At 62.4% G+C, this 11,954-nt stretch carries 13 protein-coding genes; 2 read left to right on the top strand and 11 right to left on the bottom strand.

The window, feature by feature from the left end; all coding sequences use genetic code 11:
• The 9 genes from AC2FM5_RS17680 to AC2FM5_RS17640 form a co-directional block, all read right to left on the bottom strand.
• The coding region (locus tag AC2FM5_RS17680) for a GcvT family protein (protein WP_496737149.1) at positions 1-2,034 on the bottom strand (2,034 nt) is incomplete at its 3' end.
• A gap of 87 nt (positions 2,035-2,121) precedes the next feature.
• Positions 2,122-3,105, bottom strand: a complete 984-nt coding sequence (locus AC2FM5_RS17675) for a GlxA family transcriptional regulator (RefSeq protein ID WP_496737147.1) — start codon at positions 3,103-3,105, stop codon at positions 2,122-2,124.
• 9 nt (positions 3,106-3,114) lie between these two features.
• Positions 3,115-4,008: a homocysteine S-methyltransferase family protein gene (locus AC2FM5_RS17670; RefSeq protein WP_496737145.1), complete on the bottom strand. Its 894-nt coding sequence runs from the start codon at positions 4,006-4,008 to the stop codon at positions 3,115-3,117.
• Positions 4,009-4,020: 12 nt separating this feature from the next.
• On the bottom strand, positions 4,021-5,073 hold the full coding sequence (locus AC2FM5_RS17665; RefSeq protein ID WP_496737143.1) for an alcohol dehydrogenase family protein: 1,053 nt from the start codon (positions 5,071-5,073) through the stop codon (positions 4,021-4,023).
• Between the two features lie 12 nt (positions 5,074-5,085).
• Positions 5,086-5,562, bottom strand: coding sequence for a cupin domain-containing protein (locus AC2FM5_RS17660; protein ID WP_093964282.1), 477 nt, complete (start codon positions 5,560-5,562; stop codon positions 5,086-5,088).
• A gap of 15 nt (positions 5,563-5,577) precedes the next feature.
• On the bottom strand, positions 5,578-8,025 hold the full coding sequence (locus AC2FM5_RS17655) for a GcvT family protein (protein WP_496737141.1): 2,448 nt from the start codon (positions 8,023-8,025) through the stop codon (positions 5,578-5,580).
• Positions 8,026-8,040: 15 nt separating this feature from the next.
• The gene (locus AC2FM5_RS17650) at positions 8,041-8,421 is read right to left on the bottom strand and encodes a GFA family protein (protein ID WP_496737139.1); all 381 of its coding nucleotides are present in this window, start codon (positions 8,419-8,421) and stop codon (positions 8,041-8,043) included.
• A gap of 4 nt (positions 8,422-8,425) precedes the next feature.
• Positions 8,426-9,049: a LysE family translocator gene (locus AC2FM5_RS17645; protein WP_496737137.1), complete on the bottom strand. Its 624-nt coding sequence runs from the start codon at positions 9,047-9,049 to the stop codon at positions 8,426-8,428.
• A complete protein-coding gene (locus tag AC2FM5_RS17640; RefSeq protein ID WP_093964278.1) occupies positions 9,049-9,618 on the bottom strand; it encodes a helix-turn-helix domain-containing protein in 570 nt (189 codons plus the stop codon). The genes AC2FM5_RS17645 and AC2FM5_RS17640 overlap by 1 nt, the downstream gene beginning before the upstream one ends.
• A 56-nt stretch (positions 9,619-9,674) precedes the next feature.
• Between AC2FM5_RS17640 and AC2FM5_RS17635 the strand changes: the two genes are divergently transcribed.
• Positions 9,675-10,007, top strand: a complete 333-nt coding sequence (locus AC2FM5_RS17635) for a DUF1294 domain-containing protein (protein ID WP_367647320.1) — start codon at positions 9,675-9,677, stop codon at positions 10,005-10,007.
• A gap of 38 nt (positions 10,008-10,045) precedes the next feature.
• Positions 10,046-10,942 carry a cation diffusion facilitator family transporter gene (locus tag AC2FM5_RS17630; RefSeq protein WP_170341329.1) on the top strand — a complete coding sequence of 299 codons (897 nt, stop codon included), beginning with the start codon at positions 10,046-10,048 and terminating at the stop codon, positions 10,940-10,942.
• A 5-nt stretch (positions 10,943-10,947) separates the two neighbouring features.
• Here AC2FM5_RS17630 and AC2FM5_RS17625 read toward each other — a convergent pair whose 3' ends face one another.
• A complete protein-coding gene (locus tag AC2FM5_RS17625; protein ID WP_496737134.1) occupies positions 10,948-11,403 on the bottom strand; it encodes a GAF domain-containing protein in 456 nt (151 codons plus the stop codon).
• A 73-nt stretch (positions 11,404-11,476) separates the two neighbouring features.
• On the bottom strand, positions 11,477-11,954 hold a 478-nt coding region (locus tag AC2FM5_RS17620; RefSeq protein ID WP_496737132.1), incomplete at its 5' end, for a thiolase family protein.

Genomic DNA, 11,954 nt, shown 5'->3' with positions numbered 1-11,954 from the left:
CTTTTCGATCCGGCAGCTGTCCATCATGTGCATGCCGCACAGCTTCAGGCCCATGTCCTGCCCAGCCTCGTGCAGCGTTTCGAAAACGTGGCCGGCCATATCCGACGACACGTAGACCTCCCACCCAAGTTCGCCCACATAGGTCACGCGGTGAACGCGTGCCAGGCCCATTCCGATCTCGATTTCCTGCGCGGTGCCGAATGGGTTTGCCGTGTTCGAGAAGTCTTTGGGCGAAACTTTTTCAAGCAAGGTCCGCGCGTTGGGGCCCATCACCGCCAGAACGCCTTCGCCGGCCGTGACATCGGTGATGACCACATTGAAATTGCCCGAATGACGCATCATCCACGTCTGGTCGGCCAGTCGCGTCGCCGCCGGGGTCACGACCAGATAGGCGGTCTCGGAAAGGCGGGTCACGGTCACGTCTGCCTCGATCCCGCCATGCCGGTTCAAGAATTGGGTGTAGACGATTTTGCCGTTTGGAACCGCGTAGTCGCCGCCACCGATATAGTTCATGAAAGCCTGGGCATCGGGGCCTTCGACCCGAATTTTTCCGAACGAGGACATGTCATACATGCCCACGTTCTCGCGCACTGCGCGGTGTTCGGCGGCCGAGTTCTCGAACCAGTTCTGGCGCTTCCAGCTGTAGCGGTATTCGCGTTCCTGCCCCTCATTGGCAAACCAGTTCGCGCGCTCCCAGCCGGCCAGCTCGCCAAAGACGGCCCCGTTTTCTTTCAGGTGGTGGTGGAACGGCGTCCGGCGCACGCCGCGCGCCGTGGCCTTTTGCCGATAGGGGTAGTGGTCGGCATAGAGCAGGCCCAGCGTTTCCTTGGACCGCTCGAATAGATACTGCTTGTTGCCCTGGAATGGCTGCATCCGGCTGATGTCCACGTCGCCCAGGTCAAAGGGTTTTTCACCCGAGTCCATCCATTCCGCCAGCGCCATTCCCGCGCCGCCCGCAGACTGGATCCCGATCGAGTTGAACCCAGCGGCGACCCAGACATTGTCCATCTCGGGCGCAAGGCCAAGGTGATAGGCGTCGTCGGGAGTGAAGGATTCCGGCCCGTTGAAGAAGGTATGGATGCCCGCCTCGGCCAGCATCGGCATGCGGTTGCAGGCGGCCTCGAGGATCGGTTCGAAATGGTCGAAATCCTCGGGCAGTTGGTCGAACTCGAAACTGTCGGGGATGCCGTCCATCGCCCAGGGCTTGGCGTTGGGCTCGAAGGCGCCCAGCAGGATTTTCCCGGCGTCCTCCTTGTAATAGGCGCATTCGTCCGGCACCCGCAGAACCGGAAGCTGGGTCAGGCCGTCGATGCCCTCTGTCACGATGTAGAAATGCTCGCAGGCATGCAGCGGAACGTTCACGCCCGCCATGCGCCCCACCTGATGCCCCCACATGCCGGCGCAGTTGACCACCATGTCACACTCGATATGGCCCGAGGCGCTGCCATCATCCGCCACCCAGTCGACGCCGGTAACTTTGCGGCCCTGCTTTGCGATCTCGGTGACCTTGACCCGTTCCTTGACGACGGCGCCGCGCTGACGGGCACCCTTGGCCAGCGCCAGCGCGATATTGGCCGGGTCGCCCTGGCCGTCCAGCGGCAGATAGACGGCGCCCTTGACCCCATCCAGATTCAGATGCGGATAAAGCTCGGCCACCCGCTCGTTCGAGATCTCCTCGACCTCGACCCCGAAGGCGCGGGCCATGGCGGCCTGGCGGTAGATCTCTTCCTTGCGCTCATCCGCCAGCGCCACGGTGATCGAGCCGCAGCGTTTGAAGCCGGTGGCGACGCCGGTTTCCTCCTCGAGCGCGCCATAGAGTTCCTGGCTGTATTTCGCCAATTTGGTCATGTTCGCGGTGGCGCGCAGTTGGGCGATCAGGCCAGCCGCGTGCCAGGTCGTGCCGCTGGTCAGCTGCTTGCGCTCCAGCAGAACAACGTCGCTCCAGCCCTTCTTGGTCAGGTGATAGGCCACCGAACATCCGATCACACCGCCACCGATGATCACCACGCGGGCCTTGCTGGGAAGATCAACCATTCCGAAGTCTCCAATCTCGAGTCGGCATAAGAATGCCACGAACAGGCGACAAAAAATGCAGCAAAAACGTCAACTGCGGCACAAAAATCACCGCAGCGCCGATTGGCGTTTCTGGCGGCGCAGAGCGAATGGCGTGATCCCGAAAAAGCTTTTGTAGACGGATGAGAACCCGTTGGGAAAGCCGCAGGCGAGGCCGATTTCACGCACGCTCATAGTGGTATTCAAAAGCAGGTTGTTGGCCTTGGCCAACCGCATCTCCCGGTAGAACCCATTCGGTGTGGTGCCGAAGAATGTCTTGAATTTGCGCTCCAGCGAGCGGTTCGACATTCCAAGCTCTTCGACCAGTTGATTGATGGGTAACGGATCTTCGATATTGGCCTGCATCAACTTGATGCACTGATCCAGCCGGGCGTCCCCGGTCGTTGTCGTCTTGGCGCCCGAAAACGGCTGCAACGACGAAAAGTCGCGGATTTGTTCGTGCAGCATGATGTCAGCCACCGTCATCTTGGCCGGCCCCGAGATGTGACGCCCGATCACCGCCAAAGCAATATCGGCCGTGGCCCCCATTCCCGCGCAGGTCACGACCGGGCCCTGCTCGGTCGCGATCGAAAGCTTAGCCTCGAACCGGGCACCGCGTTCGCGGAAGATCGACGCGTTTTCCCAATGTGTTGCCATGTCGGGCGTTCCGTGTTCGTCGATGTATCGGCTGGCGGCCTCGGCCAGCAAAAAGACCTGCGCACCGCGATAGGTATAGTCGGACACAACCCGGCCCAGCGACAGCTCGGGCTGGTCCGGGTCGGTGTTGCCGATCACGAACAGATAGTCGGCGTCCGGTTGGCGCGTAACGGGCTGGGTCGGAATGCTGGCGCCGCTGCTGCTGACGATGGTCCCTCCCTTGAGCGACCGATAGGCATAAGTGAACGGCGGGTGCGGGCAAACCCGATTGGCGAGACGCAGCACATCCACCACCGACGCCAGTTCCAGCAGAACGAAGCCCGGCGCGGTGATGATGTCAAAATGCCACTGCGCCTTGACGCCTTCGGGTTTTCCAGGGTCCGGTTTCTCCGCCATACCCGCCACTCACACGATCCTGTGCCCGGCCGAGCACAGGGCGTTGGCCAAAGCTTCGATGTGCTCAGGGCCCACTTCGCAGCATCCACCGATGATCGTGGCCCCTTGGTCAACCCAACTCATCGCATGTACGGCATAGGCCGACGGGTCCAGATCGTGGCGCGCCTCCAGCGCGTCGACTGTCGGAGCGTCTTTCAGGAAGCCGTCGGAAATCCGGGTGAAACCATTCGCGTAGGCACCGTAGGGCTTTTCAAGTTCCGCAAGGATCTCCAGCGCCGCAGGCACCGCCTCGGGTCGGGTGCAATTGATCAGAACCGCCTGGGGATCGAAGCGTTCGACCAGTGGCGCGATCGCGCCCAGCGGTTCGCCCGACCTCAGCCGCGTACCGTCCTCGTCCATGACCGACAGGGCCAGCCAGACCGGCTTGCCACAGCCTTCAGTTCCACGCAGCGCGCCTTCGGCCTCGGTCACGGACGAGACGGTTTCGATCAGAAACAGATCCACCCGGTTCTCCATCAATCGCACCAGTTCCGCGAATTTCTGCGCGGCCTCGTCGGGATCGGGGTTCAGATCGGGGCGATAGGTGGCCAGCAAGGGGCCCAGCGCACCGGCGATACGCCCCGCCCGCCCATCGCGCGCCAGTTCGGCCTGTGTCAGAGCCGCATCAATAAGTTGCTCCAGCTGGTCCTCGATCCCCGCTCGTACGAGGCGAGAACGGTGCACGGCGTAGGTGTTTGTCGTCGCGACGGTTGCCCCGCAGTCAAAATAATCCCGATGGATGTCTCCGACCAACCCCGGCTCGTCGATCATTACGCGGGTTGACCACAAGGCGGTTGGCTGTTCGCCACGACGTTTGACCAGCTCTTGACCGATCGAACCATCCAACAGCGTGATGTCTGCCATCTCGGTGCCTCCTTACGGTATGAGAACCAGCTTTCCGGGCAGGGTCTTTGATTGAAAGTCCGTCTGCGCCTGCACGATCTCGCGCAGCGGGTAAGTCTTGGAAATCAACGGCTTGATCCGACCCGCGTTCATCAACTCGACCAGTCGGCCAAAAACTTCGAAGGCTTGGTGAGTGCAGCCGTGGATCGTGATGTCGCGCAGGTAGATTTCGCGCAGATCAGCCTGCACGATCGGGCCGGCGATGGCCCCGGACACGGCATATTGGCCGCCCGGCTTCAGTGCTAGGATCAGGCCGGAAAAGGCCGGGCCGCCGACCACGTCGATCACCACGTCAAAGCTGTCCTGAGGCAGCGGCGCGTCGCGCTCGAACGTACCAGCCGCACCCTGCGCCCGTACCACTTCGGCCTTGGCGGCACTGGTCACCCCCCACACGGTTGCTCCCCGCAAGGCTGCCAATTGCACGGCCGCCAGCCCGACGCCGCCCGAGGCGCCGGTGATCAGCACCTTGTGCCCGGCAGTCACGCCCGCGCGGGTCAACAGGTTCTCGGCCGTGCCAAACGCACAGGGGATGGCGGCGATTTCCACGTCCGACAACGGTGAGGCGGTCACGTCGTAGAGGTCATCCGCCTCGAGCAGGCAGTATTGCGCAAAAGCCCCGTCGATCTCGGACCCAAGCGCGATGAAGCCTGTCGGGTTACCCGGGCGCGGGCGCGGCAGGTTGATCGGGCAGGTCACGCGTTGCCCCGGTTTGAAGCCGGCACCCGGCCCGATCTGCTCGACTATGCCGCAAAGATCTCCGCCTTGAATGCGGGGAAAGGACAGCGCGCCGCCCCACCCGCCGGCTTCGACCTCTTGGTCAACCGCGTCCGTCGCGCCGGTGACGTCCGAGGAATACCATCCGATCCGCGTGTTGATGTCGGTGTTGTTGACGCCTGCCGCGACCACGCGGACCAGAACCTGCCCGGGCCCGGGTACTGGAACCGGAATATCCTCGCGCCATTCCAGAACTTCTGGACCACCGTGACCCGTCAGAAAGACACCGCACATCGTCTTTGGAGCATTCATTTCGCTGGCTTCTCAGGTCTGGTCGTCGGGATGGGGTGGAACCGGCCCCATCGGCACGATGTCGTAGCGGGCATTCAGATCGGCCATCTTGGCCTCGTCCTCAAAATCTGCCTGGGTCATGGTTGCCAGTTCCGCAAGGAAACCGTCAAACCCGGAGGGTTGAAATATCATGAGCATCCGTGCCGGTTTGTTGTCGGCCACCCGGCAGGCATGCGGCACACCCGGCGGAACATGCATGGTGGTGCCCGGCGTGCACAGGTGCCAATCTCCGTCGACGTAGAAGTCCACGGCGCCCTCGAGAAAATAGAAAGTCTCGGCGTGGCTGTCGTGGCGATGAAGGCCAAGCGCGAAGCTGGCCTTCAAGTTGTCTTCCATCAAGGTGTACGCCCCGCCCGTGTCCTGACCAGAAACCTTCACGAAGGTATGGTCATTCTCCCAGTCATAGTTGGGACCCTCACCGGGTCCCTGCTTGGAATATCGCGGGCGCATGTGGGCCTCCTTGTGTCAGGCGCGCAGCCGCTCGTTTGCGGGATCCCACAGCGGCTGATCCTCCTGTACCACGGCGCGACACTTTTCGCCGTAGATTTCCACCTCGAGCTCGGTGCCCGGGTTGGCCAGATCGGCCTTGATCATGCCCAGCGCGACGGACTTGCCGACACGATAGCCCCAGGCGCCCGATGTGGTCTCGCCCACGATCTGATCGCCCTGCCAGATGCAGGACATGTAAGGCGCATCGCAGTCACCGGCCTCGACGACCAGAGTAACGAAAGACTTCTTCACTCCACGCTGCTTTTCCGCCAGCAACGCGGCCTTGCCGGGGAAATCCTGCGGCTTGTCGAACTTGGCGAAGCGCTCCAGCCCGCCTTCCAGCAGCGAGTAGTCGGTGCTGAGGTCGCCCTTCCACGCGCGGTATCCCTTTTCGATGCGCAGGCTGTTCAGCGCATACATGCCGAACGGCTTGGCCCCGGCGGCAAGGATCGCGTCATAGATCGCGGGCATGTGCTCGTTGAGCGCATGCACCTCCCAACCCAGTTCACCGGCAAAGGACACGCGGATCAGATGGGCGGGCTGTCCGGCCACGGTGGCGGCCTGATGGGTCAGCCAGCCCAGCGAGAGGTCGGCATCGGTCAGGCCCGACAGGATCTCACGCGATTTCGGACCGGTCACGATCAGCGTGTCGCGGGTGGTGGTCACGTCCTCGACCGTGACGCCCGCGGGCATTGCGTTCATCAGGATGTCGCGGTCGTGCCATTGCGCGGTGGCGGCGGTGATCATCACGAACTCATCCTCGCCCAGGCGCATGCAGGACATCTCGGTCAGGATGCGGCCGCGATTGTCGGCGATGTAGACGAGGTTGATCCGCCCCACCTTGGGCAGGCCGCCGGTGACCAGCCCGCGCAGCGCCTCGGCCGCGCCTTCGCCCTTGACGACGAAGCGCGAGAAACCCGGCAGGTCGAGCACGCCGCAATGGTCGCGCACGGCCTCGCATTCTTCCTTGATCCGCTGCTCCCACGGGCCTGAGCGGCCCCAAGTGTGGGTGCTTTCCTCGGAGGTGTCATCGCCCGGCTGCGCGAACCAGTTGGCGCGCTCCCAGCCGTTGTAGGCCCCCATGACGCCGCCCAGTTCGTTGACCTTGGCATGCACGGGCGACAGCTTCTTGTCGCGCGCGGCGGGCCATTCGTGATGGGGGAAGTGCATGGCGTATTCGTTGCCGTAGACCTCCATGCCCTTCTGGTTGCAGTAGTCCTGATCGGTGTAATCGGTGTAGCGTCGCGGATCGACGGCCCACATGTCCCATTCGGTGGCGCCATCCACGATCCATTCGGCCAGCACTTTGCCTGCACCGCCGCCTTGGGCGATGCCGAAGGTGAAGGTATGCGCCTCGAAGGCGTTCTTGACGCCGGGCATCGGCCCGATCAGCGGCAGGCCGTCGGGCGCATAGGGGATCGGCCCGTTGATCACGCGGCCCACGCCCGAGTTCGCCATCAGCGGCACCCGCTCCATCGCGTCAGTGACGATGTCCTCGATCCGGTCCAGATCGTCGTTCCACAGCTGGAAGCTGAAATCCTCAGGCATCGGGTCGTCCTCGGTCATCCAGTGGCCCTTGCAATTGGGCTCGTATGGGCCAAGGTTGAAGCCGTGCTTTTCCTGTCGCAGGTAGTAGGAGATATCCACGTCGCGCAGCAGCGGCAGCTTGCCACCGTTTTCCTTGGACCAGGCTTCGACCTCGGGGATCTCGTCGGTCAGCAGGTACTGGTGGCTCATGACCATCGCGGGCACGGTGCGGCCGCCAAAGGGTTTGAACCATTCGCCCACGCGCTGCGCGTAGTAGCCGGCCGCGTTGACGACATAGTCGCAGTCGATGTCGCCTTTTTCGGTGTGGACGGTCCAGGTGCCGTCGTCATGCTGGGTCACGCCGGTGGCCGGGCAGAACCGGATTATCTTCTGCCCCATGTCGCGTGCGCCCTTGGCCAGCGCCTGGGTCAGCTGCGCAGGGTCGATGTCCCCATCGGTCGGGTCATACAGAACGCCCTCAAGATCATGAGTTTCCAGGAACGGATAGCGTTCCTTGGCCTGCTCCGGCGTCCACATTTCCATCGGGATTCCCTGGTAGCGGCCCATAGACATGGCCCGCTGGAACTCCTGCATCCGCTCTTTGCTGTGCGCCAGACGGATCGATCCCGACACGTGGTAGTTCATCGGGTAGTCGACCTCTTCGCCAAGACGTGAATACAGCTCGGTCGAATAGCGCTGCATGTTCATGATCGCCCACGAGGTCGAGAATGTCGGCACGTTGCCCGCCGCGTGCCAGGTCGACCCTGCGGTCAGCTCGTTCTTTTCCAGCAGAACGCAGTCGGTCCAGCCCTTTTTGGCCAAATGGTACAGCGAGGACGCCCCTACGACGCCGCCACCGATGATGACCACGCGGGCCTTGGTCGGAAAATCGCTCATGTTTCTAGATCCCTGTCATTGTGCCCTTTGGGGCAGTTCATCCGTGATGTCGTAGTAGTCGCCCTGGTCCGCCACGAAGATGTGGCGGGCCAGTTTCAACTGAGTGGGCTGGTCCAGAGCCCCCATCGAAACCGAAATCGTGTCTTCGTCCTTGTGCTGCCAGAACAGAAAGCTTCCGCATGCCTTGCAGAAACCACGCCGGGCCGTGTCCGAAGCCTGAAACCATCCCAGTGTATCGCTGCTGTTCAGGGTCAGGTTGTCCTGGTGGGTCGCGGTCGAGGCCCAATAATGCCCAGACTGCCGACGGCATTGCCCGCAGTGGCAGGCCGAGGGCGGTGACAGCTCTCCGTTGATCGTGAAGGCCACCGAACCGCAAAGGCACGATCCTTTTTGCATGGCTCTATCCCTTTCCTGCAGGTGTCGCGCTGGTTCCCAGCAGGACGCCATAAATGATGAAACAGGTGGCCATGACGCGGCGCACCCAGACGTTGAACACGGCGCCCAGTGCCGCCCGCCCCATCACCGCACCCAACAGTGTGAACCCGGTGTAGCTGAGCGTCGTGATGATCAGCGCCGTCGGCATGATGATCGCCATTTGCTGCCAGATCGGCACATCAGGCTGCACGAACTGGGAAAACGCGGCCAGGTAACCTGCGACGCTCTTTGGATTGATCGTGGCGACAGCCAAGGCATGGAGGTAGACATGGCGGGCCGGGCGCTGGCTGGCCGGCGCGGGACGCGCGGCGTTCATCCACCCCCGGAGTCCCATCCAGATCAGGAACCCCGCCCCGATCAGCTTGGCCACGAAAAACCCGGTTGGCGAGGCCGCGATCAGGGCTGTCACCCCCAGAGCCGACAGGATCAGAAAAGCGCTGGCCTGGGTCAGGATCGCCAGAACCCCAAGCATCGCCTTGGGAAATGGCAGGCTCATCCCGTTCGAGATGCAATTCACCGCATTCGGACCCGGCGTGGTCACGAACACCACCCAGAACAACGCGAATATGGTCCAGGCCTCAAAGCTCATTAGTACACCGGCGGAGCGATCACCCAGACGGCCACGGCGGGTTCGTCGTAAGGGTTCGCCCATTGATAGGGTTCGTGCTTGATCCGAAAGCTGTCCCCGACGCCGACGGTGAAATTTCGGCCTCCGATCGTAAGGTCGAGACGGCCCGAGATCATGTATCCAACCTCCTGCGTCGGACGGTTGGCCGGGGTCTGCATCCGGGAGTGGGGCTCAAAGGTGGAATGCACCATCTCGAAATCATCGGTCAGGTCAGGCGACAGCAATTCCTCGATCAGCCCTTCCTCGCCCGACCCCATCGGCCGGCGCGAACCGGCGCGCACCACATAGCCCTGTTCCTCGGCCAGAACGCCGGTATGGGCGAACAGCATCGACATCGGCACACCCAGGCATTCCGCGATCAGGCGCAGATCCGAGATCGACGGAGCAGACAAATCGCGCTCGACCTGGCTGAGCCAGCCCACCGACCGGTCCAACCGCGAAGCGATATCGGTCAGCGTCAACCCGCGCGCCTTGCGCAGCGCGCGAATGTCCGCCCCCAGCGTCGCAGCGATATGGGCCTGGTCGTTCACGCTACCACCCCCGATTCATGAAATTTACGTCACATTTTTCACGATGTCCCGAATCGGTGAAAATTCCAAGAGATTTTTCACTACCGATCCTGATCCTTCCACGCTATGGCTGCGGAATGTGGATCGTCATTCTGTATTTCTGGGCCATCAACGCGTTGACTTTGCTGGTGTTCGGCTGGGACAAGCTGCGGGCGATCCGACGCAGGCGGCGTGTCCCGGAGAAGTGGCTTTTGCGACTGGCGCTGTTGGGCGGCAGCCCCGCAGCTTTGTTGGGTCGCTGGATATTCGGGCACAAGACCCGGAAAAAGCGGCTGACGACTGTGCTGTATGCCATTACGGCTCTGCAGGCGGGCGCGATCTACCTGTTCCTCACCTACAGTTCTGTTTGAAACTGGCATTTGGCAGTGCGATCGGGCAATGGTTGCACATGATTGACAGAACTTCGTCCCAGGCGCTGGCCATCGGGTCAGTGGCGGTGTCCCTGCTGGTGCTGCTGCTCAAGGTCCTGGCATGGCATTTGACCGGGTCGGTCGCTCTGTATTCCGACGCAATGGAGTCTTTGGTCAACGTGGTCGGCGCGCTGCTGGCGTGGTTTGCCATTCGGATGGCAGAGCGTCCTGCCGACAGCAATCACCCTTTCGGACATCACAAGGCCGAGAACTTCTCGGCCATCGCCGAGGGGACCCTGATCGTTCTCGCCGCAATCCTGATCATTCAGGAAGCCTGGGGCGCCTTGTTCGCGCCTCACCTGGACCAGCTCGGACCGATCGGACTGGCCGTGAACGCAGCGGCCATGGTCCTGAACCTGGTCTGGGCCCGCGTCTTGATCTCGGCGGGTCAGAAACGGCGCTCGCCGGCCATGACCGCCAATGGGCGCCACCTGATGACCGACGTCTGGACCTCGGCCGGGGTCTTGTTGGGACTGATCCTGGTATTGCTCACAGGCTGGGCCGTTCTTGACCCGTTGCTGGCCATTCTGGTGGCCGCGAATATTCTGCGCGAAGGTTGGAAGGTCATTTTCCATTCGGCCGGAGATCTGATGGATTCAGCTGCCCACACCGAGGACACGGACATCATCGAGGCCGCCGTTCGGAACTCGTCTCAGGGAGCCTTGCAGATCCACGATCTGCGCACCCGTCGGGCCGGCAAAGCCGTGTTCATCGAATTTCACCTGGTCGTCGATCGCAACATGACAGTCGGTGACGCCCACGACATCTGTGACGCGATCGAAGATGCAATCGCGGAAAAGCTGCCCGAGGCCCGGACCATCATTCACGTGGAGCCGGACTCTCAGCTCAAAGCCTCGGGGATCGAACCGGAATAAAGGTTCTACAGACGCCTGAAAACCTGCGCGAGGATACGCGACAGCCCATCGGCATCGGCTTGCTCGAACGCATCGGGCTGATCGCTGTCGATATCAAAGACCCCGATGACCTGCCCCGCAGAATCCCGCACCGGCAGAACCAATTCGGACCGGGTCGACGAGGCACAGGCAATGTGCCCCTCAAACGCATCCACATCCGGGACCAGCTGAACCTCTCCGGTGCGCGCCGCTGCCCCGCAGACCCCGCGCGAGAACGGGATGACCAAACAGCCGTGCCCGCCCTGATAGGGTCCGATCTTCAACAACTCCGGCTCGGTCACGCGGTAAAACCCTGTCCAGTCAAAGCGGTCGTCGCTGTGATGCACCTCGCAGGCGACGGTGGCCATCAGAGCGACCTGGTCAGTTTCACCTTCCGTCAGGGCTTCGATGGTTTTGGACAAGAGCGCGTAGTCAGCTTTCATGGGGTCATTTCCAATGTGCTACCGGGCCGCAACCTCTGCGGCCCGGTTCAGCTAATGGCAAAATGCCAAAGCGTCAAACCCGCTCGATCGCGATTGCGGTGCCTTCGCCGCCTCCGATGCAGATCGCGGCCACTCCGCGCTTCAGGCCACGCTTCTCGAGTGCATTTAGAAGCGTCACCATGATGCGTGCACCTGAGGCACCGATCGGATGACCAAGGGCGCAGGCGCCACCGTTGACGTTGACCTTGTCGCGCGGCAGGCCCATTTCGTGCATGAAGGCCATCGGAACAACGGCAAACGCCTCGTTCACTTCCCACAGGTCCACGTCGTCCTTGCTCCAACCGATCCGTTCCAGCAGCTTCTGCGCGGCCGGGACCGGGGCCGTCGTGAAAAGGCCGGGCGCCTGGGCGTGGCTCGAGTGGCCCAGGATGCGGGCACGTACATTCAGGCCGCGCGCCTCGGCCGTGTCAGCCGCAGCAAGAACCAGCGCCGCTGCGCCATCCGAGATTGACGAGGAATTGGCCGCCGTAACCGTGCCATCCTTGCGGAAT

It is taken from the genome of Ruegeria sp. BHSA162, assembly GCF_059613385.1.
Note: the sequence above shows the minus strand (reverse complement) of the source record. Positions and strands in the feature narration are given on the sequence as shown.

Coding starts and splice junctions, on each gene's coding strand:
- AC2FM5_RS17660 (WP_093964282.1), bottom strand. CDS start 5,562: ATGCGCCCGCGATATTCCAAGCAGGGACCCGGTGAGGGTCCCAACTAT.
- AC2FM5_RS17655 (WP_496737141.1), bottom strand. CDS start 8,025: ATGAGCGATTTTCCGACCAAGGCCCGCGTGGTCATCATCGGTGGCGGC.
- AC2FM5_RS17675 (WP_496737147.1), bottom strand. CDS start 3,105: ATGGCGGAGAAACCGGACCCTGGAAAACCCGAAGGCGTCAAGGCGCAG.
- AC2FM5_RS17665 (WP_496737143.1), bottom strand. CDS start 5,073: ATGAATGCTCCAAAGACGATGTGCGGTGTCTTTCTGACGGGTCACGGT.
- AC2FM5_RS17625 (WP_496737134.1), bottom strand. CDS start 11,403: ATGAAAGCTGACTACGCGCTCTTGTCCAAAACCATCGAAGCCCTGACG.
- AC2FM5_RS17670 (WP_496737145.1), bottom strand. CDS start 4,008: ATGGCAGACATCACGCTGTTGGATGGTTCGATCGGTCAAGAGCTGGTC.
- AC2FM5_RS17630 (WP_170341329.1), top strand. CDS start 10,046: ATGATTGACAGAACTTCGTCCCAGGCGCTGGCCATCGGGTCAGTGGCG.
- AC2FM5_RS17645 (WP_496737137.1), bottom strand. CDS start 9,049: ATGAGCTTTGAGGCCTGGACCATATTCGCGTTGTTCTGGGTGGTGTTC.
- AC2FM5_RS17650 (WP_496737139.1), bottom strand. CDS start 8,421: ATGCAAAAAGGATCGTGCCTTTGCGGTTCGGTGGCCTTCACGATCAAC.